This window comes from Gleimia europaea ACS-120-V-Col10b (assembly GCF_000411155.1).
Classification (GTDB): Bacteria; Actinomycetota; Actinomycetes; order Actinomycetales; family Actinomycetaceae; genus Gleimia; species Gleimia europaea_B.
Map to the genome: position 1 here is coordinate 1063590 of NZ_KE150266.1, position 20622 is coordinate 1084211.

20 protein-coding genes are annotated in these 20622 nt (G+C 58.2%); 8 read left to right on the forward strand and 12 right to left on the reverse strand.

Annotated features, from left to right (window positions below; translation table 11 throughout):
- Window positions 1–120 precede the first annotated feature (120 nt).
- Window positions 121–717, reverse strand: a complete 597-nt coding sequence (locus tag HMPREF9238_RS08615; protein ID WP_016444333.1) for an ArsR/SmtB family transcription factor — start codon at window positions 715–717, stop codon at window positions 121–123.
- A gap of 71 nt (window positions 718–788) precedes the next feature.
- Here HMPREF9238_RS08615 and HMPREF9238_RS04870 point away from each other — a divergent pair, with 71 nt between their 5' ends.
- A complete protein-coding gene (locus tag HMPREF9238_RS04870) occupies window positions 789–2108 on the forward strand; it encodes an MFS transporter (protein WP_198009473.1) in 1320 nt (439 codons plus the stop codon).
- A gap of 25 nt (window positions 2109–2133) precedes the next feature.
- On the opposite strand, the gene HMPREF9238_RS04875 is transcribed toward HMPREF9238_RS04870, so the two are convergent.
- Window positions 2134–3351, reverse strand: a complete 1218-nt coding sequence (locus HMPREF9238_RS04875) for an arginine deiminase (protein ID WP_016444335.1) — start codon at window positions 3349–3351, stop codon at window positions 2134–2136.
- Window positions 3352–3460: 109 nt separating this feature from the next.
- Complete coding sequence (locus HMPREF9238_RS04880; RefSeq protein WP_016444336.1) at window positions 3461–4606, reverse strand: acyl-CoA dehydrogenase family protein; 1146 nt, start codon at window positions 4604–4606, stop codon at window positions 3461–3463.
- A 140-nt stretch (window positions 4607–4746) separates the two neighbouring features.
- Between HMPREF9238_RS04880 and HMPREF9238_RS04885 the strand changes: the two genes are divergently transcribed.
- Window positions 4747–5445, forward strand: a complete 699-nt coding sequence (locus HMPREF9238_RS04885; protein WP_016444337.1) for a LytR C-terminal domain-containing protein — start codon at window positions 4747–4749, stop codon at window positions 5443–5445.
- Between the two features lie 69 nt (window positions 5446–5514).
- Here HMPREF9238_RS04885 and HMPREF9238_RS04890 read toward each other — a convergent pair whose 3' ends face one another.
- Entirely contained in the window at window positions 5515–6900 is a 1386-nt protein-coding gene (locus HMPREF9238_RS04890; protein ID WP_016444338.1) for a uracil-xanthine permease family protein, read from the reverse strand.
- A 213-nt stretch (window positions 6901–7113) separates the two neighbouring features.
- Here HMPREF9238_RS04890 and HMPREF9238_RS04895 point away from each other — a divergent pair, with 213 nt between their 5' ends.
- Entirely contained in the window at window positions 7114–7977 is an 864-nt protein-coding gene (locus HMPREF9238_RS04895; protein ID WP_016444339.1) for a Sir2 family NAD-dependent protein deacetylase, read from the forward strand.
- Window positions 7978–7989: 12 nt separating this feature from the next.
- On the opposite strand, the gene HMPREF9238_RS04900 is transcribed toward HMPREF9238_RS04895, so the two are convergent.
- The 3 genes from HMPREF9238_RS04900 to HMPREF9238_RS04910 all read right to left on the reverse strand — a co-directional run bounded on the left by HMPREF9238_RS04900 (window position 7990) and on the right by HMPREF9238_RS04910 (window position 11621).
- Window positions 7990–8940 carry a variant leucine-rich repeat-containing protein gene (locus tag HMPREF9238_RS04900; RefSeq protein WP_016444340.1) on the reverse strand — a complete coding sequence of 317 codons (951 nt, stop codon included), beginning with the start codon at window positions 8938–8940 and terminating at the stop codon, window positions 7990–7992.
- Window positions 8941–9009: 69 nt separating this feature from the next.
- Entirely contained in the window at window positions 9010–9738 is a 729-nt protein-coding gene (locus HMPREF9238_RS04905; RefSeq protein ID WP_016444341.1) for an anaerobic ribonucleoside-triphosphate reductase activating protein, read from the reverse strand.
- A complete protein-coding gene (locus tag HMPREF9238_RS04910; RefSeq protein ID WP_016444342.1) occupies window positions 9738–11621 on the reverse strand; it encodes a ribonucleoside triphosphate reductase in 1884 nt (627 codons plus the stop codon). Before HMPREF9238_RS04910 ends, HMPREF9238_RS04905 begins: the two co-directional genes overlap by 1 nt.
- Window positions 11622–11990: 369 nt before the next feature.
- On the opposite strand from HMPREF9238_RS04910, the gene HMPREF9238_RS04915 reads away from it, so the two are divergent.
- A complete protein-coding gene (locus HMPREF9238_RS04915; RefSeq protein ID WP_016444343.1) occupies window positions 11991–12182 on the forward strand; it encodes a hypothetical protein in 192 nt (63 codons plus the stop codon).
- Window positions 12183–12344: 162 nt separating this feature from the next.
- On the opposite strand, the gene HMPREF9238_RS08620 is transcribed toward HMPREF9238_RS04915, so the two are convergent.
- Entirely contained in the window at window positions 12345–13235 is an 891-nt protein-coding gene (locus HMPREF9238_RS08620; protein WP_016444344.1) for a phosphatase PAP2 family protein, read from the reverse strand.
- Between the two features lie 140 nt (window positions 13236–13375).
- On the opposite strand from HMPREF9238_RS08620, the gene HMPREF9238_RS04925 reads away from it, so the two are divergent.
- From HMPREF9238_RS04925 to HMPREF9238_RS04935, 3 genes are read left to right on the forward strand one after another with little or no spacing between them, the layout of a single operon-like run.
- Window positions 13376–13855, forward strand: coding sequence for a YbjN domain-containing protein (locus HMPREF9238_RS04925; protein ID WP_016444345.1), 480 nt, complete (start codon window positions 13376–13378; stop codon window positions 13853–13855).
- Window positions 13852–14322 carry a YbjN domain-containing protein gene (locus HMPREF9238_RS04930; protein ID WP_016444346.1) on the forward strand — a complete coding sequence of 157 codons (471 nt, stop codon included), beginning with the start codon at window positions 13852–13854 and terminating at the stop codon, window positions 14320–14322. Before HMPREF9238_RS04925 ends, HMPREF9238_RS04930 begins: the two co-directional genes overlap by 4 nt.
- Window positions 14323–14324: 2 nt before the next feature.
- The gene (locus HMPREF9238_RS04935; protein ID WP_051109778.1) at window positions 14325–16832 is read left to right on the forward strand and encodes a DEAD/DEAH box helicase; all 2508 of its coding nucleotides are present in this window, start codon (window positions 14325–14327) and stop codon (window positions 16830–16832) included.
- Window positions 16833–16857: 25 nt separating this feature from the next.
- Here the strand turns inward: HMPREF9238_RS04935 and HMPREF9238_RS04940 are convergent, their stop codons facing one another.
- From HMPREF9238_RS04940 to HMPREF9238_RS04955, 4 genes are all read right to left on the reverse strand, one after another.
- A complete protein-coding gene (locus tag HMPREF9238_RS04940; RefSeq protein WP_232217599.1) occupies window positions 16858–17283 on the reverse strand; it encodes an Rv3654c family TadE-like protein in 426 nt (141 codons plus the stop codon).
- 69 nt (window positions 17284–17352) lie between these two features.
- Window positions 17353–17697 carry a TadE family type IV pilus minor pilin gene (locus tag HMPREF9238_RS08625; protein WP_156824389.1) on the reverse strand — a complete coding sequence of 115 codons (345 nt, stop codon included), beginning with the start codon at window positions 17695–17697 and terminating at the stop codon, window positions 17353–17355.
- The gene (locus HMPREF9238_RS04950) at window positions 17690–17929 is read right to left on the reverse strand and encodes a DUF4244 domain-containing protein (protein WP_016444350.1); all 240 of its coding nucleotides are present in this window, start codon (window positions 17927–17929) and stop codon (window positions 17690–17692) included. Before HMPREF9238_RS04950 ends, HMPREF9238_RS08625 begins: the two co-directional genes overlap by 8 nt.
- Window positions 17930–18112: 183 nt before the next feature.
- Window positions 18113–18976: a Cof-type HAD-IIB family hydrolase gene (locus HMPREF9238_RS04955; RefSeq protein ID WP_016444351.1), complete on the reverse strand. Its 864-nt coding sequence runs from the start codon at window positions 18974–18976 to the stop codon at window positions 18113–18115.
- A 155-nt stretch (window positions 18977–19131) separates the two neighbouring features.
- Between HMPREF9238_RS04955 and HMPREF9238_RS04960 the strand changes: the two genes are divergently transcribed.
- Window positions 19132–20610, forward strand: a complete 1479-nt coding sequence (locus HMPREF9238_RS04960) for an FGGY-family carbohydrate kinase (protein WP_016444352.1) — start codon at window positions 19132–19134, stop codon at window positions 20608–20610.
- Window positions 20611–20622: the final 12 nt, after the last annotated feature.

Consider the following 20622-nt stretch of genomic DNA (forward strand, 5'->3'; position numbering starts at 1 on the left):
ACAGCGAATCCGCGTATTCACCTTTACGCACTAAAGACACAACCAAATCCGGCTACCCGCCAAACCCGCACACGGCCAACTCCACACCAAGCCGCGGCCTCTAGCATAAAAGGAACCCGCCTACTCGCCCTGCTCTATCACCGGGAAGTAATCAATACTCACATAGACCCGTTCGGTGTTTTGCAGGGCCTCCTCACGCTCATCCGCATCGGCGAGACGCTTCTTATGCTCGTCATTTTGACTCATCGCACGCTCTAAAACACTACGCAACCCTGCAAAAAGCTCATTCTTCTGCTCTTCAGTTAGACGGAGTACATTCTGAAAACCAAAAACAACATCATCTCCGCCTGGAGCATTTGCCGCTGCTGCACGATAACGACTAACCACCGACGAGTTGCCAACCGAGTCATAAAGCTGCTCGATAACAGCGCCCAGATCCCGACCACCGGCTTCAGTGGAAGAATCAACTTTGATGCCTTCTCCTGCAACGCGATACCAAGTCTCACGCGCGTCACCACCCGGAGCATCAAACTTTTCAACAACTCCTGCTTTTGCCAGTTCGCGAACATGATAAGACACCGAGTTTGGCGCCTCTCCTAGCGCTTGCGCCAGATCACTGACGCGCGCGCCCTCATCATGAAATGCAAGCTGGTACAAAATATCCATTCGTTTTGAATTTGCCAGCGTTTTTAACAAAACTTCGCCGTTAGTCGCCATAAATAAACAATACAGAATATTTTGCGCAAGTTCTCTTGCGCAAACTTATTTGCCGATCTATGGTTGTTGCCATGAGCATCAACGAAGCAACCTATACAAAAACAGCGAATACCACGGTAGCGAAACCTTTACACCGCAACGCGGACTACCTTAAATGGTTCGTTTCAGACGTCGCGGCAGACGCTGGGAATGCGATAAGAGCTTTTGCTATGCCCCTTATCGGGCTTGCAATCACCGGATCGCTTAGCCTTGCCGGAGCTATAGGTGGCGTTTCAATGATCAGCTCCTTACTCATGTACTTACCAGGAGGAGTAGTAGCCGACCGTGTTGATCGAAAGAAACTGCTTGTGGTTGGGCACGGGCTCGGCGTCTTCATTTGGGCAAGCGCCATAGTTGCCTACCTGACCGGCAACCTCAACACGGCCGCGTTGTTCATACTCGCAGCAGTATCCGGCCTGCGTAGCGGATTCTTTGGCGGAGTGTCGATTCCCGCGCTACGCCAACTCGTACCGGGCGAGCAACTACCTCGCGCCCTCGCCGCCAATCAAGCGCGCGATGGAGCCATCCAGATGGCCTCAGGCCCGGTGGGAGGATTTCTCGTGGCCCTCTCGGTCTGGGCCCCATTCGTAGCACAAACCATCGGGCACGGCATTGCGTGGTTTTTCTCGCGCACTATCAAAGCCGATCTGAGGCCAGGCAGGGCACAAACCTCAAATACTCCGTCCTTATCAGAAGAAGACGTCGACGCAACCACCGAGGCACTTCGCGGGCGCGATCAGATTACGGGAGGCTTCAGATGGCTGAAATTCCACCCGACCATCACCACTTTGACCGTACTCGTTGCCATTACCGCAGCTGCACTCAACGGAACCATTCAAACGCTTATCTTGAGTCTTGCCGCAAGTGGGGCAAACGAGGCTCGAATTGGACTTGTATCCACAGCGATTGCTGTTGGAATGATCATCGGATCGCTTATAGCAGGGCGAATAACTAGCCGCGTACCCACGGGAAAACTAGCCATCGCCTCCCTAATTTTTGAGGGTGTGGCGCTCACTCCCCTGCTTGTGATCGACAGCTTCTACGTGGTTCTCATTTTTGTAGCGATCGCCGCGCTTAGTGTGCCCCTATTTAATTCCGCCGCATCGGGATGGTGCATTGCCCAAATCCCAGAAGATCAAATCGGCTCCATCGGGGCAGCAGCCGGCCTCATCAACGCCGGGCTTTTGCCTCTTGCGCCGATCATGGCTGGAGTCGGACTTGACGCATTCGGATACACCATCACATTGGCAGTGTTCATTGGCCTGAACTTGTTGGCCGGTTGCGCAACCGCGCTACTGCCCGAATTTCGTAGGGTTGGGATCCCCTCCGAGTGGGGGCTTACCGGGCGGTAACACATTGATCTCGCGGCCCAGCGCGCTAGGCCGGGTCGCGAGATATTGGGCAAGACATGCAACGCGGGCCTCCTCGGCCACGGCCAAGCTCCCCACCAGGAACCGTCAAAACCTCAACACCCTGCGCCGAGAGGAACTCGTTGGCAGCCTCGTTCCTGTCATACGCAAGCACCACTCCGGGGTGAACCGCCAGCAGGTTACACGAATCATTCCACTGGCCCCGCTCTGCATTCGGCCCCGTCTCCGGCGTAGAAATAAACCGCAAATCCGGCTCGCCCAACGCCTTCGCAAACACGCCATGCATATTCGCCGCATCCTCCACGCGCACATCCAAACCACCGCGCGCACCCCGGCGAATCACAACCGTATCCAACAGTCCCAAATGCTTATACACCATGAAAGTGTCCGGCAAAACCATCGTCATCACCGTATCCAAATGCATCTGAGCGCGCTCCTGCTGCATCATCACGCCCACAACCGTATGCACATCCGGATCCGCAAACACGGCCTGCGCCAACCCCTCCAACCCGGCCGGTGTTGTGCGCTGCGACAACCCCACAAGCAGAACGCCCCTGCCAGGCACCAACACGTCGCCGCCCTCTACCGTGGCGTCACGAACACTCCACCGCGCCCAAAACTTGAAATTCTCGCCCACAAACCGCGGATTCCAGCCATACACCGCGTTGTAAATAATCGTTTCACGCCGGCGCGCCCTCATCTGCATCGCATTAACCGACACGCCGCCGTACATCCACATCGACGTATCGCGCGTGAAATACAAGTTCGGCAAACACGGGGCCACCAAATCATCACCTTGGAAACGGTGAAAATACGTTGATTCAACGTGGCCAAGCTCGGCTTCAAGCTCCCGCTTAGTCAGCCCATCTATCAGCAGATCCGCGAGGTCATCACTGCTCAACCCCGCCGCGTATTCACGCAACGCAATGGCCGCACTCACCCCGAAATAGTCATCCAAGAATGCCGCATCTACCACGTACTTTCTGGCCTCCTCATTACGCAACGCCTCTTTCAACAAGTCATTCAAATACAGGGTCTTCACACCCTGGCCAGCAAGCGTTTGCACAAACGCGTTGTGATCACGCCTCGCCTGCGACAACCACAACACGTCATCGAACAACAGTTGTTCAATATTCGAGGGCGTCAGCCGGTCCATCTCTTTACCCGGCCGGTACACGATCACCTCGCGCAGCTGCCCAACCTCAGAATAAACACCTAGCGACATCACTAACTCCTTCGGCTTCCTCTATCTTTGCGCAAAAACCGCGCCCCCGCACCGCATGCAAACAAAAGAGGGGACCGGGCAGGCACCCGATCCCCTCAACAAGCGGAAGCTACTTAGACTTGGGCCCCAGTAGCATCGCCGCCCAACCCGAATACACGGACTCGGCATCCGAAGGCTGGAACAAGCCCGCAACCACATCACGATAGAGGCGCGAAAGCTCCCTAGAATTGTAATAAGACGAACCACCACATGCGCGAACAGCCTGCTGCACCGAGAACAACGCGGCCTCAACCGCGCGATGCTTAACTGCCGAAAGCTGTGGCAACCACAAGAAGCCGCGATCCTCAAACGCCTCAAAAGCGTTAGAAATGTGCTCGATATGCGGGTGGATACCATCCATCTCCACTGCCGCCGTGGCGATAATGCGGCGAATATCCGGATCATCCGAATACGGCGCATCGTTCATAACCGAACGGCGCTTCTTCACCGTCTCTACCGCAACCTCAACCGCGCGATCGCCAATACCCGCGTAGGTTGCAGCCAGCAAGATCTCAAAGTTCGCGTAAATGCCGAGGAATACCGGGTCGAGCGACGGCCCCTCGTCAATGCGCGCAAGCACCGCGTCCTCATCCGCGTGAGCGCCCTCAAGCACCGTGGAGTTCGACTGCGTGGCCCGCATACCCATCGTGTCCCAGTCATCCAAAATCTGGAAGCCACCGCCCTCGCGCGACAACACTGCGAACACCGACTTTGGCACGTCCGCTGAAGCCGAATCGCGACCAAACGTCATGAGCTTCGTCCACGCCGGCGCCAGCGAAGTGAACACCTTCTTGCCATAGAACGAGTAGCCGCCCTTACCATCGGGGCGCGCCTCCGTGAGCGAACCTAGTAGCACGCGGTCATTAGCCGGCTCGGAAATACCGAATCCGTACAGCTCGCCTGCGGCCGCACCGCGCAGAATCTGCTCGCCCTTCATATTTCCGCGCGAAACCATGTGGCGTCCCAAGCCCACAATGATCTGGTGCATGTTGATGCCCAGCGCCGTGCCCGGAGCGGCCTTCGCTAGACGGGTCTGCTCCTTCGCAATTTCCGCGAGCGTGAGGCCGGCACCACCGTACTCTTTTGGCACGAATGCAGCGTAGTAGCCAGCCTCTTTCAACTCTTTATAGTCTTCAAACGGAAACGCGTTCTCGCGATCGTAACGCTCTGCTCGCGAATGGATGCGTTCTAGCAAATCCTCATTGAGGAAACCCAATTTGAACTCCTTGCACTAGTTTGTTGGACGCGAATGCGCTCCCCTAAGATTTACACAGCCACCACGCGCTTCGCACTATTGGCGCGCCGCCTGGCCCAGGTTGGTGCACAATAACGCTCAAGTAGTCTAGAGTTAACAGGGTGAATCCCACCCCGCCACCGCCAGAAGAGCCGCGCCAAATCAGCCCTCGCCTGCAGTTTCGAGAGGCCCGTCAGCGGCGTCAAAATCTTGCGTTTTCCGTGATCGCCGCGATCATGGTCGCGCTTTCTCTACTGTCCATACTGGTGTTTACGGGCATTTTGCCCACCCCGTTCTTTAACGACTTTTCGCAGGGTAAAGAAGAAGCAAGAGCCGGCGAGGTGCCGTGCTTCCCCGAAGGTTCCGAGCCTGCAAGCCTAGACGGCATTCACGCTACCGTCCTCAACGCGACGGGCCGGCCCGGCCTGGCTAACTCGATTGCGGGAGCGTTAGAAGAACAGGGCGTGACGATCGACGCAACGGGCAACTATGAAGGCCAGTTCTATGGGACCGTGAAGCTCACAGCCGGACGCTCCCAGGTGGTTGCTGCCTACACTCTGGCGCGCGCGTTCACCGATTCCACGGTTCGCTACGCACCGTCTGATCCAACAAGCGTCACCATTATTCTGGGCGAGCGCTTCACAGATTTACCCAGTAACGAGGATGTTGCGGCGTTGCTCTCCAACACCGATCCGCTGAAACAGGCAGAAAACTGCAAGGCGATTCCCGCCGAGGACGGCACCGAGCAGCCCGGCGAAGAGGAAAGCTCGCCCGGTGAAACCGAAACTGAGCCGGCCTCGCAAACCGAACAGAGCGAGTAGCTGAAGAGTTTGCACATAAGGTTAGCGGCCTCCCCCTATGGGAAGCCGCTAACCTTTCTCGTCAGGCCGTTATTCTTGGCCCGCACCCTTATGGCGGGAGACGTAACCTTCCCACTCAAGATCAGTGCCAGCGGGAGCCGAGGCCGGCGTAGCCGCCTCTAGGTTTGTGCCGCGCACCTTCGAAATCCACCTCATCAAGTGGTAAACGCCAATCGCTGCCGCGGAACCGAGCGCAATACCGCCAAACTCCATGCCAGCCGGAACCCACGTGAAGTTTGCAATCGCAATAATCATTGCCACTGCCGCCGTATTCAAGTTCACCGGATCAGCAAAATCAACCTGGTTTTGCACCCAAATACGCACACCCAACATACCGATCATGCCGTACAGCACCGTGGCCGCACCACCCAGCACACCGGCGGGGATCGTGGAAATAATCGCGCCAAACTTCGGAAGCAAAGACAGTGCCAACGCGAACAGTGCGGCAACCACGTAAGCGGCCGTCGAGTACACGCGGGTAGCGGCCATAACACCAATGTTCTCCGCGTAGGTAGTGGTACCCGAACCGCCCCCAGCACCCGCTATCATCGTGGACAGGCCATCAGCAAACAGCGCGCGGCCCGTAATATCGTCAAGGTTTTGTCCCGTCATCGCGGCAACCGACTTCACGTGACCCACGTTCTCGGCAACCAACACAAACACCACCGGCACAAACAGGCCCAGCGTAGACCACGCAAACTGCGGAGAGTGGAACTGCGGCAAACCAAACCACGCGGCCTCGCCAATCGCGGAATAATCCACCTCGTTTTGAATCGCAGCGGCCGCGTAACCGATCAGTACACCCACCAGAATCGACAAGCGCCCAATAATGCCCTTAAACAAAACCGTGGTCAGCAAGATCGCCACAATCGTGACCACCGACGTGACCGGCGCCTGCTGCACCCAGTTCCACGCAGCCGGAGCCAAGTTAAAACCAATCAGCGCAACAATCGTGCCCGTGACGATTGGCGGCATCACCACGTCAATCCAACGCGCACCCGCGAAGTGCACAATCACGCCCACCAACGCCAGCGTTGCACCCGTTGCAATAATGCCACCTAAAGCAAAAGCCGGGCCCAAAGACTGGGACACGGCCACGATCGGAACGATCAGCGCAAACGAAGAACCAAGATAAGACGGCAGGCGCCCGGCAGTAATCGCAAGGAAAAGGAGGGTGCCAATCGCCGTGAAGAACAACGTCGTGTTGGGCGGGAAACCCGTCAGTAGCGGCACCAGGAACGTTGCTCCAAACATCGCCACAACGTGCTGCGCGCCAATGCCGATAGTGCGAGGCCAAGTCAGACGCTCATACGGCATCACTACTTCACCAGGAGAAATTGATTTGCCATCCCCGTGGAGGCGCCACGAAAAGAACTTTTGAAGCTGGGACCTGCGCCCCGAAGCTGATGTGCTCATGGAATTCCGATCTGTGTTTTATCACCACGGCTAAACAAACGCTTAGCCCGACCGGAATTCCACGCTATCGCCCAGCTAAGAAACCACCAAACCCGTGTCCAACCCGTGGCCGCCCAGGGCGCGGGCGGGAGTCCTCGGAAATTAATGGACCCTCACTTAGCCGCGACATTTTGCGGTTTTGCGCGCCTACAATGGAAAATAGGGTGATCTGAAGTGACTAATTACACGCAACTTAGCGAAACGAGCCAGGCAAAAGTTGATGCGCTTGCGAGCATGATGCGCGGGCATGCAACCGCCATCATCGCGGGCGCAGGAATGTCCACCGACGCGGGGATTCCCGACTACCGTGGCACAGGATCCTCCGGTGGGCAAACTGTGGACTTCGACCTGTTCATGTCGGACCCGAAGTGGCAGCGCTGGGTGTGGCAGCGTAACCAAGAAACTTGGAAAACCGTTGCCGGCCTATCCCCCACTCGCGCACACCTGGCCGTGGCCGCCCTGCAAAAGGCCGGGTTCGTGAACGGCATTGCCACGCAGAACGTGGATGGGTTGGATGTGCGAGCCGGCATCGAGCGCCCCGCACTTCTGCACGGCACTTTCGACACGGCGGACTGCGTCATGTGCGGCGCCAACTATCCGCGAAGCGAGGTTGACCAGTGGCTGCGCGAACTCAACCCCGACGTAGTGGATGATCCTGATCCGGCGCATGTAGCAATCCTCGCCAACGTGGATGAGGCTCGCGCTAACGCTTCAACCTTCAAGGTTGCACCGTGCCCAAAGTGCGGCGGGCCGCTAAAACCCTCGGTGGTATTTTTCGGCGAGATGCTTCCTGCGGATGCCATGGACCTAGCGTTCCAATATGCGCGCGAGGCCGACGTGCTTTTGGTAGTTGGCTCCTCAATGATTGTGGGAACCGGTGTTTGGATAGCGCAAGAAGGATTGCGCAAGCCCGGCACCAAACTCGCCATAATCAACCGGGGCCCCACGCAGCTGGACGCCTACGCTGATTTGCGGATCGAGGGAGGGGCTTCTGAAATCCTCACGGCTGTTGCCGAAAAACTCGGGGTGAAAGTTTAGCCGGCCGAAGACCTACTGAACCCAGGGGAACTGCTCTTCAGACAAGTAGCCCTTGTCGGTTGTGGTCCAGCCCTGCCGCGAAACGGCAAAGCCCTGGCCCGTCTTCATGTTCCAGCAGGAAATGCCGTTGTATTGTGACCCGCACGCCACGTCTGCGGTCTTCCCGAACTGGCCGTAATCCACCTTGGTCGCGCCCTGCGCATTCACGCGAAGCGAACAATCGCGCTTCACGCCCTCAGCGGTTGCCACAACCGTTACAAACCCCTCTTCGCACGCGCCGCCACGCATTCCCTCTTGGGTTTGCAGCACCGTGCAGGCCACCGAGCCGTCCGCTAGCTTACAAAGAATGTTTCCCGAGGGCGCAGAAATCAGCTCCAAATCCGCAGCCTCACCAGGAGCCGGGTACTTGAGTTCAACGGCCGTAGTCACCTCTTCCGATGCCTGCGTGTCGGAGGGAATAGCGGTGGCCTCCGCCCCTGCCGAGGTGGCAGTAGAGGACGCCGATTCGGGAGCATTGGGCGTACCAACCAACAGTTTCGCAGCCACAAACACCAGCGGAATAGCAATAACAAGCAGGACGATCGCTACGATCAGGCCCTTCTTAGTCGAATGTTGCGGCGAGTCTTCCTCGCCTGCGTCCGCAATCTCCGCGACATTTTGCGCGGGAGTTTGCGAGCTCGCCCCAGACTCCGCACCGGCCGCGAGCGGCGCGGCTACCGAGGCAGAGGGGTAGACCGGGCCAGATTCCTCACGCTGTTTGAGGGCAGCTTTCAGGGCCTCGTCATCGAATTCGCCCAGCCACTCCAACAGGCCCGGATAAGCAGACGGGTTCAGCGCGATCACGGACCGCAGTTTTGGGTATTCAAAAGCGAGCGTACGCAAGACTTCCAAATTCGTTGCCGGGTCTGCGGCAACCTGCGCTAAATCCGGTCTTTGCGATGAAGCCTTCGGATCCGTGTTCATGGAAATCCTCTTTTTGGGCGAAATATCTGACTTTGCTAGTATTCCACGAAACCAGCGGATTTCCAGAGTTTAAGCAGGGCGAACAACGAAAGACTCAAATCCAAGCGCGCCGATATCGCGCGCCAGCGCGTCGAACTGATCCTGCCATCCGGGCAAGTCCGCCTGAAAATTATCGGGCGCCCCCTCCGCCCTTGCCTGCTGGAGCGCAAAAGATTTCACGCCGGCTTCCAAGCAACCACGCGCAACAGCAAGTTCGTCACCAGAGGAAGCGGGGAAAGCGGTTAGGCGCACTTCGTAGTCGATGCCTTGCTCTCGCGCGCGCCGAAGCAGAATTTCCAGTGACTCCCACGCTTTCTGCCCCGAGTTAGGCCGCCCCACAACGTGAGGATAGTTTTGTGCCGTGGCTTTCACATCCATACCCACCCAATCAACCAGACCGGTGCCCAGCAACTCGTCGAGCAACTTCGGATACGGCCCGGCAGTGTGCAGGCCAACCTCGAAACCCATCTCTTTCACTTCAGCTACGGCGGGAAAGAGGGCGCGCTGGCGCGTGGCCTCACCCCCGGAGAACACCACGCCATCGAGCAGGCCGTGGCGGCGGCGCATCAAAGCAACCACCTCGTCCCACGCAACGACGCCAGGCACGCGCGTATCAATGATCGCGTGATTGTGGCAGTACCCGCACGCCCACGGGCACCCCTGCGTGAACACCGTAGCTACGAGTTTGCCCGGCCAATCCACGCTAGACATGGGCGCGAGACCCGCGATCTGCAGGTCCCGCGCATCCGCCTGCGACACTATGCTTGCGCCTCCAACTGCGCCGCCTTTTGCGCAAGACGTGAGCGCAGCGGGCCGTGCTCACTTGCCGCCTGTTCGGTAAACATCTGGCGTTCCTTGTACTCCGACTGCTTGCCGGAGTTGAACGAAGTTACCGGGCGGAAGTAGCCCATAACCCTGGTCCACACCTCACAAGCCTGCTCGCGCCCACGATCCGCGCACTTGGGGCAATCAAAGTGTTCGCCCGCCAAATAGCCGTGCGTGGGGCAGATGGAGAACGTTGGGGTGATCGTAATGTAGGGAACCTTGAATGCGGCCAGCGAGCGGCGCACCAGTTCTTTACAGGCCTTAGCGGACGAGACACGCTCACCCATGTACAGGTGTAGCACCGTTCCGCCCGTGTACTTGCCCTGCAACTCCTCCTGCATTTCGAGGGCCTCGAACGGATCATCCGTGTAACCCGCCGGTAGCTGAGAAGAGTTGGTGTAGTAGGGCGCGTCGGGCGTGCCCGCCTGAATGATGGTGGGGAAGCGTTTCTGATCCTCGCGCGCCAGGCGGTAAGTGGTGCCTTCCGCAGGCGTGGCCTCCAGGTTGTACAGGTTGCCCGTGCTCTCCTGCAGCTGAATCATGCGCTCATTCACATGATCGAGAATGCGCGCGGCCATGTCATGGCCATACTCGCTCGTAATGTCATGTTCATCCAGCGTGAAGTTGCGAACCATCTCGTTCATACCGTTCACGCCGATCGTGGTGAAGTGGTTATCCAACGTGCCCAAATAGCGCTTCGTGTAAGGGAACAGCCCGTTATCCATGTAGTGCTGCACCACCTTGCGGCGCTTTTCCAGCGTGTCAGAGGCGATGTCGATCAGCTGATCCAAACGCTTGTACAAGCTATCCTCGTCACCGGCAAACAGATAGCCGAGGCGGGCCATGTTGATCGTTACGACGCCAATCGAACCGGTCTGTTCAGCCGATCCGAACAGGCCATTTCCGCGCTTAAGCAGTTCGCGCAAATCCAGCTGGAGCCTGCAACACATCGAACGGATCATGCCCGGATCAAGGTCGGAGTTCAAGAAGTTCTGGAAGTAGGGCAGGCCGTACTTCGCAGTCATCTCGAACAACAGATCCGTGTTCTCGCCCTCCCAGTCAAAATCGGGCGTGATGTTGTAGGTGGGTATCGGGAATGTAAACACGCGCCCATCCGCGTCGCCGCCCGTCATGACCTCCATGAACGCGCGGTTAATCATGTCCATTTCCGCCTGCAGCTCGCCGTAGGTGAAGTCGCACAGTTCATCGCCGATGAGGGGCGTTTCGTTCTGCAAATCCTCCGGGCAGGTCCAATCAAACGTCAGGTTCGTGAACGGGCACTGCGAACCCCAGCGTGAGGGAACGTTGAGGTTGTAGATGAGCTCTTGCATGTTCTGCAAGACGTCCTCATAGCTCATGTTGTCCAAGCGCACGAAAGGCGCCATGTAGGTATCAAACGAGGAGAACGCCTGCGCTCCTGCCCATTCGTTTTGTAGCGTGCCCAAGAAGTTCACAATCTGGCCGCAAGCCGATGAAAAGTGCTTGGGCGGCGCGGATGCGATAGCGCCCGACACCCCGTTGAACCCCTCTTGCAGGAGTTGCTTGAGTGACCATCCGGCGCAGTAGCCCGAGAGCATGTCAAGGTCATGAATGTGGATGTCACCCTCGCGGTGCGCAGCGCCGGCCTCGGTACTGAAAACACGCGTGAGCCAGTAGTTTGCAACCATTTTTCCAGCAGTATTTAGAATGAGGCCGCCAACGGAGTAATCCTGGTTCGCGTTCGCGTTTACGCGCCAGTCGGACTGATCCAAATACTCGTCGATGGTCGAAATTGCGTCCACGTTGTAAACCGGCACGGCGCCATTTTCTGAGTGCATACTCGCTCACTGCTTCCTTTTAGATTGGGTTTTCGCATCATTACGTAAGAGTTAGCGCATGAGAGTCACAGGCACATCACAACCCCTACATATTGTGTAGTTACATTGTTGCAACTACTAGATACGGGGTCAATTCGTATATTGTTTCGGCGTGGCGCGGTTTCTAAATTGGTTATTTCGACCGGGCGAACAATAGCTTGCCAAGTATTTAGCGCCAATCCGCCGTACCCGAAAACGCACCCGGCGCTTGGGTACGATTGAAGAGGACGCATTCGCTGTCTTTTATCGCGCCCGTGTGCGCAAAGCAACGTAAAGACGCGTAGGGAGGAAAATATGAGGACTTCCAGAATCTAAAACTACGGTGTCAATATGTACACGCCAGCCCCGGAGCGTTACGACAACGTGGAATACCGCCGTGTTGCCCAGACCGGCCTGCAGCTACCGCCCATCTCGCTGGGCTTTTGGCATAACTTCGGGGATGACAAACCCCTCCAAACCCAGCGCGACCTGGGCACGCCTCTGGCCATCCACCAGCCGTCCTACTCGATGCTGAATAGGTAGATTGAGGAGGGCGAACCGAACTTGATCGAGACGTGCCCAAGCTGGCGAAGATCGCGCAGATAGACCAGTACGCGGTTGAAGCGGGCATCGACATTTGGCGCGGCGTTATGGAGTCAACCAAGAAGTAGCAGCTAAGCGAGGCCCGGCAAATCCCGGCCTCGTCTATGCGTGCTTGCGCCCGGTTTGAAGGTAGACCACCAGGTTGATGGCCAGCACAACCAGGGCGGCGAGTATCACGCACGCGCCAGCGGTGTAAATGTGGGCAAGCGCGCGCGGGCCAGCGGCAAGTGCATCTACCGGCACGCCCTGCGAGATGTGCGTGAGCGTTGCCACCAGCTGGTCACGCTTAATCACGAATGCGGTAATCAACAGAACGAGAATCAGTAGCGAGCCTACGATCGCTCCACTGTTCAGACGGTCTGAGGGCGGGCTCGGCTCCTCTTGCGGCGCGAGCGCCATCGCCCACATGAATGCCACGAGAATTCCCCCGATGACGTCAAAAGGCCTATGCCAGCCGAGAATAACTATTGAAATGACCAGGCAGGCCACAACAAATGACAGCACAAACCCGGTGATCGAGCGGATTTCTCGCGGGAGCACAACCACGAGCGCCAAAGCCAGTGACACCAATAGCGTGGTGTGACCGGAGGGGAACGAGTTTGGCAGGTCAAAACCTATCCCCATGTAAGGCCGATCCAACAGGTAGGTTTTCAGCGCCTGCGTCATCAGGTTAGCTCCCACAATCATGACGCCGGCGCGTAGCGCGAGTGCAAACCGGCCTCGTAGCGCGGCAATCAGCATGATTACGCCCGCAGCAATCGCCACGGTGTACAGCGAAATCGAGTTGGTCAAGAAGCCGTCAACCCAGTCAAAACTGGCAGCTCGACGCATCGCCACATCAAGCACAGCCTGATCCAAAAGTTGGCCCGTCCGCGTATGCAGGCCCACAATGGCCAGTAGGAGCAGAGCTAAGAGCGCACCAAAAGTGAGGACGACGCGTAGCGTGCGCCGACTATTTGCGGTGAATATCGGGGTTTGCCCCTGGTCACTCACTTTTGTTTACCTCCACGTGTCACCAGTGAACAATAATGTCATTACGCCCGGTTTGATTCGATTCGACGCGCGCGAGCCATCCGCCTAACCTAATCTGTTATCAGATCAAAGAGTTTGAGCCCGATACGAGGAGAGTGCCAGTGACGGCGGAAATCCCCACGCTAGTAACATCAGAACGCGTCCGACATTTCCTGTGCGAGCTTGATAACTCCGAAGAAGGATTCGACATTCACGAAAACGGGGAGCACGAACTCATGTTCGCCGCACAGACGGGCCTCATTTTTGTAAACTTCTCGTCGCCGTCGATCCTGCAGATTCGCGGGCTTTGGCGCGGCGTTTCAAAGTCTGAGGACGATTTTGGACTGCTCACTCAGCAGGTGCACGCCTGCAACGTGCAACGATCCGGCCCGAAAGCCTACTTGGTGCCCATTAAGGAGGCCGCAGAGTTCAGCGTGGGAGCTGAATCGAGCCTCGTCATTTCGAAAGGCGCCACAAATGCGCAGCTGACAGATTTTTATGAGACGGCGCTAACCATGGTGCTCGGCTACTTCCAGGATTTAGAAAAAGCACTTCCGCACCTCGTTGTGGCACCGCGCGATGAAGTGGAGGAAGGCCGATGACTTTGCACGTGGTAACAGATGACCCGAAGGTTCCCTCGCCGGTTACATTTGAGCGCATCGGGCAAGCGGTTGAAACGATGGGCACCTCCTTTGAAGTATTCGCGGAAGAGGGGTTTGGCCTGGCGAACTTCTCCGGCTTCCCATTCCAGTTTGCTTTCACAACCTCGGGTAAATTCTTGTCGGTGCGGATTTTGTGGAAGACGGATCTACCCATGTCGACGCAGGCGATGGCGGCGCTGTTCACGGCTGCGGACCAGTGGAACCGGGAACGCTACTTCCCCACGATTTACACGCTTGTGGATGACGGTCTGATAGATGTTTGCGCGGATTACATTTGCTCGGTAGGTGCGGGCATGAACGACGAGCAGCTGGTGGATAACATTTCTGCCGGCGTGGCCGCAGGCATGGATGGAATCAACTTCATGCAGTCAATAGCTAGGGGCGTTGCAACGCAGTTAGCGAAATAACGATGGTTGGGCAGGCCGAGTCAATGGCGCAGCGCCTGCTGGGCGCGCTGTCTTCGATTGCGGGCAGTAGCGACCGCCTGGTTTCCACCCTGACTATTCCCGGACGCGAGGAGCGTCTGGCGCAATGGCCCGAGTGGGCCCATCCGCGCGTGGTGGCCAGTTATGAGCGGATGGGAATTAAACGGCCGTGGTCGCATCAAGCGCAGGCCGCAACCGCCGCCTACGAAGGCAGGCACACCGTGATTTCGACGGGCACTGGTTCGGGCAAGTCGCTTGCCGCTTGGCTCCCCATTCTTTCCACGATTGAGGAGGGTTCTGGTACTCGCCTTTCGCAAATGCGACGCCGTCCCACGGCCTTGTATTTGGCGCCCACGAAGGCGCTGGCAGCCGACCAGCTGCAGCATTTGCAAACCGTGATCGCGGGCGGCGAGGAGCCTCTTTCATTACGCATCGGTACCGCCGACGGGGACACGCCGCGCGAAGCGAAGGACTGGGCGCGCGGGTTTGCCGACGTGATCCTCACAAATCCGGACTATTTGCACCACGTCCTCCTGCCCGGTCATGAACGTTGGACGCGCCTGCTTTCTGGCCTGCGGTTCATAGTGATCGACGAAATGCACTATTGGCGCGGCGTCACCGGCGCACACATCGCCCTGGTTTTGCGCCGTCTGCTACGCATCTCCCGCCACCTTGGCGCGGATCCCACCGTTATCATGCTTTCTGCCACCGTGTCCGAGGCCGAACGCACGGCGGCGAAACTGATTGGCGTTCCCGTGGGCGAGGTCGTTTCGGTAACCGCAGACGGCTCGCCCTCCGGCCCGAAAGACCTGGTGTTGTGGCAGCCAGGATTCATGGCGCCGAAAGACATTTCGATCGCGGACTTCCTTGCCGCAATAGAGGCTGAGGGGGAAGAAACCCGCGTGCTCTTAGCAGGGATGCAGCGTCGGTCCGCCACCTCGGAGGCCGCCATTTTGCTGGCCGAAATGGTGCAACGCGGCGCGAAACTGCTGACGTTTGTGCGCTCGCGAGCAGCTGCGGAGTCAGTTGCGGCGAAGGCGCGGGACGTGCTGTCAACGCGGGCGCCGCAGCTGATGTCCAAGGTTGCCTCTTACCGGGGTGGGTACTTGCCGGAGGAGCGGCGCGCCTTGGAAACCGCGCTTCGCACGGGCGCGGTGGCGGGACTGGCAACCACTAACGCGTTGGAGCTCGGCGTTGACGTTTCTGGCTTGGACGCGACGATCACGGCCGGCTGGCCGGGCACGCGCGCATCGCTGTGGCAACAGGTGGGGCGTGCGGGCAGGGCCGGCGCGCACGGAGTTTCCGTACTGATTGCCTCGGATAACCCACTCGATTCGTTCATCATTCACAACCCCCATTTGATTTTGGAGGCCGCCGAGGCCACCACGTTTGACCCGGCAAACCCCTACGTTTTGACGCCGCACCTGTGCGCGGCCGCGAGCGAGCTACCCCTAACCGAAGCAGATTTGAAGCTGTTTGGGTTGGACTCGACTGTTGTTTTTGACGCGTTGACCAAGCAGGGTTATCTGCGCAAGCGCCCAAGCGGATGGTATTGGAATGTGGCACTACCAATGCGCGCGCAGGATCTGACGGAGCTACGCGGTAGCGCAATGGAGGTGCAGGTGGTGGAAGAGGCCACGGGAACCGTGATTGGCACCGTGGCGTCGGATCAGGCTAACGCGCAGGTACATCCGGGCGCGATTTACGTGCATCAGGGCCGCACGTTCCAAGTCACTGAACTAACTTCCCAGCCTGCCGTTGCCGGTGGCGCCCTACGCGGCACCGGTTCGGGCGCGACCAGCGCAGCTACGGGCGGCACCCGCGTGGCCCTAGTGCGCCCGGTGGTGACGGATTTACGCACTCGCCCAACAGTGCAGTCGCACGTGCAGATCCTGAACGCTACGGACACATGGAGCGATGACGCGGTTACATGGAGTTTTGGCGAAGTGGAAGCGTCTTCCCAAGTCACCGATTTTGACACGCTACGCCTGCCCGGCCTGCAGTTCATCTCTAACACCAAGCTGGACATGCCGGTGCAAAAGCTACTCACCATGTCCGTGTGGTGGCAGATAGATGAGGCCGTGGCAGCCGGGCTAGGTGTGTCAGTCGCGGATTTGCCCGGCGCCCTACATGCAGCCGAGCACGCCTCTATCGCCATTTTGCCACTCCTGGCCACCTGTGACCGCTGGGATTTAGGGGGCCTATCCGCAGCCGCGCATGAGCAAACGGGCGCGCCCACCGTGTTTGTGCATGACGCCTACCCGGGGGGTGCCGGTTTTGCCGAGCACGCCTGGAAGAACGCTTACGAGTGGGTGCGCGCCACCCTCAACGTGGTTGAAAGTTGCCCCTGTGAGGACGGCTGCCCTTCCTGCGTGCAATCCCCCAAGTGCGGCAACCGCAACGAGCCCCTATCTAAAACAGGTGCCCGCACGCTCTTGCGCTACCTGATCGAGCACTGCCCCGAACGTCAAGCGACCACGCGATCCGATTAGCGAGGGAGTTGGCACGGCGTCCTCCTCAATGGTCAAACTGCACTTGGCTGATAACCTGCGGGTTCTTGGGGCCCGCCCGCGAGCGCAAGTGCATCTCGTGGGAGGCCACTCGCATACTCGCTGTGGTAATCACGTCGAGCCCCGCAGCCGTGCAACTGGTCAGCGTGATCCCGTTGCGTGCACACACTTCGCTCGCTACCGCGCACGGATCAGTCCCGTAAGTGGCACCAACTGAATCGATCAGCGCGGACGCGCCGGCCAGCGTGGCTAGGTCTAGCGCCGCCTGCGCCCTGGTTTTTGCGGCCAAAACTCCCATCGCAAAGGCCGCCGTGGCCGCAATCATTACCAGGGCGATCACGATCGCAATAGCCCGAACAGTGGCGTTGCCGGCCTCGCTACGTCCGCGACGTGAGCGTGGCTGACGCGGCGCACAACTGGGTCGCTCGCGCATTTCCCGAGGGCTTGCTTCCCGCATCATCGCCTGTTTTCCCTAGTTTTCAAAGTCGATCTTCTCCCAGCATCACGGTGCGAAGCTGGATTCTTTTTGCGTGGTCACCGAACACCGAATCGGCACTAGCAGGGCGCCCGCAGACATCGCCGCGGTTACCCTGGCGTCTGCCCTCGCGTGTACAATCGACACGTTGGCTTCGCGAGAAACCGACTGGACGGCCAGGCTGGATGCCTGCGCGTCACTCATACCAATGGAAACCGCCCGTGCAGCGGTTCGCGCCGCGTGACACGCCTGACCCTGGCTGGTTGCGGCGGACACGCCCGCAATCATTAGCGCAAACACTGCGAGAAGCGCGGGGATGGTAACTGCGGTTTCGGCCGTCACCATCCCCGCCTCGCCCTTGAAGCTAGACACTGAGCGCCGACTGAATGATCGCCGTCAACATCGACTTGACTGCCCCGGACTTGAGCACCGCGAGCAAAACTCCAGCGAACGCGACCGCAGCCAAAATACCCACCGCGTATTCTGCGGTAACAAAACCGCCCTCATCAAGATCACGCCGCGTGCTGTCAATGTTTCCACGCATCGAACGGTCTGGCCAATAGGGCGCAAACATTCGCATCGAAATTGGTTTTTGTGGTGACATATTGTTCCTCCTTCATTGATATGTCACCGCAACTATTTCGCGCCTAAAACCCGTGTTCGAGGCCCGCCCGCGCAAGGTGTGGAAACACGGGGACGTGTAACGCCTGTGGGTAGTTTCTATCCTGCAGATACGGTAAGGTCGCCCCGGCAGGTGTGCGAGGCGGCCGCAAAAATCAAACTATGTTCAGCCGTGTACGTGTAGGTAGGCGTCAATGAAGTTTTCAACGCCCCCGTGGTTGTGGTGGCCAATGACGCCGCGAGCGATCGCCTTCACCTCGTCGCGCGCGTTGTCCATCGCAATGGGCCAGCCGGTTTCGGGCATCCAATGCACGTCATTGCCGCCGTCACCAAATCCGGCAACGCGCTGCAGATCCCACCCCAACTTGTCCGCAACAATGTGTAACGCCTTCTTCTTGCCTTCACCGGGCGAAACAATCTCAAAATAGTTATTCAAAGAACGCTGCAAATCTGGGAATGCCTCGTGAAGTTCCGGGGTCAGCTGGTCAAGTACCTCGGCGTTGGGGTGGGCGTACATGATTTTCAAAATGAGATCCGGGTCGATCTGGTCGATGTCCTCGATCCGCACGGCCAGCCCCTCGTTCGCGTCTTTCAAGAAGCGGGCAGAAAAGTCGTCGCGGTCAGACACCATCGAGTCGAACAGGAAGAGTGTGATCGACAGGTCATGCTTGCGGCCAAGATCGATGAGGCCGCGCGAAAACTGCGGATCCATCGGGTGCTGGTACAAGATTTCGTCTGTTTCGCAGTCCCCCACTACCGCCCCGTTTGACGCTACGACAATGCCCGGGCAGTGCGCCTCGTGAAGAATCTTTGCCGCAGCCGGGTACACGCGCCCGGTAATGATTACGGGTTGCACCCCCGCATTTGCGAGGCGGGCCAGCGCGCTGATTGTGCTTTTGGGAACGTACGAGCTTGCGTCTGCAAGCGTGCCGTCCACATCAAATGCCATCGCGTCCACGCGCCCCATGGCGCGGGCCAGGCGGATTAGAGAGTCACGGTCAGATCCAACAAAAGAGGTATCAGGCTTCATAGGGCCGAGTATAGGCGAAGTTTGACATCGAACTGACAAAATAAGTAACTTTTTGTCACAAATAGTATCGCATCTATCATTTTCTTGATAACTTAGTGGCGTTGAATGCAATAAGCGGTCAACAATGGCTGGCAAGGTCAAAGGAGATTAAAGCCATGGCAGATCTAGTTATAGGCATTGATATCGGCACGGGTTCCACGAAAGGCGTGCTATCAGACACAAAAGGCAACGTGCTCTACTCTGAAGTAGTTAGGCACGAAACCGCATTCCCTAAGCCCGGCTGGGCGGAACACGATGCGGACGCGGTGTGGTGGTCCGACGTTGTAAAGATTTGCCGCGAACTCGCAACCCGCGCGAAGGGCGACGTAGCAGGTCTTTGCATCTCGGGCATCGGCCCCGTATTCCTCGCCGCTGACGAACGCGGCACGCCGCTTCGCAACGCGATTCTCTACGGCGTTGACACCCGTTCTTCCAAGGAAATCGACGAACTCACCGAACGGTACGGCGAAGAGACCGTGCTAAAGAAGTGCGGCAACGGCATGACGTCCCAGTCCGTGGGCCCAAAGATCGAATGGGTTAAACGCAACGAGCCCGAGGTTTGGGCCAAGACCCGCCGCTTCCTGATGGCACACACCTACTGCGTGTTCCACTTGACGGGAGAATACGTACTAGATCACCTGGCCGCATCCATGTGTGAGCCTCTCTACTCGCCATTTACCAACGACTGGGTAGATGAGTGGGTGGAGGATATTTGTGGCGATCTTCCAATGCCACGCCTGATGTGGTCCAACGAGGTTGCTGGACACATCACCGATAACGCTGCTCGCATCACCGGCCTGCGCCCCGGAACGCCCGTAGCCGTCGGCTCGGTAGACGCGTTCGTCGAAGCGCTCTCAGTTGGCGTGCGCCAGCCGGGTCAAGTGATGCTCATGTACGGCTCCACCATGGTGGCAGTGCAGATCTCAGACCGCGCTCTCGAAGGCCCATCCCTCTGGTCTTGCGCGGGCCTGTTAGAAGGCACCTCGAACCTATCGGGTGGCATGTCAACCACCGGTTCGTTAACCACGTGGATCAGCGAGCTGACCGGCCTCGGATATGACGAGCTCTCAGAGTTGGCCGCGCAGTCCAAACCGGGATCGAACGGCCTCATCATGTTGCCGTACTTCTCGGGCGAACGCACCCCCATTGCAGACCCGGATGCGCGCGGCCTGCTGGCCGGCCTGAACCTTACGCACAAGCAAGGCGACATTTACCGTTCCGCGCTTGAAGCTACCGGTTTTGGTTCTCGCCACCTACTGGAAACCATTCGTAAGTGCGGCGGCCAAGCAACCGAATACTGGGCTGTTGGCGGCGGAACCACCGGCGGGCTCTGGCCCCAAATCATGTCCGACATCATCGGCATCAAGCAGTACATCCCCGAAGTAACCATCGGCGCCTCCTACGGTGACGCACTACTAGCCGCAATGGCTGCCGGATGCGTAGATGAAACCACCGTTTGGAACCGAGCTGAGCGTGAAATCGTACCCAATGAGGACAACCTCGAGCTCTACTCAGAAATGTTCCAAACCTACCTCGACCTGTACCCGGCAACGGCTCCGATGAGCCACAAGCTTGCCGACATTCAGCGTCGATAAGGAGAAAACACG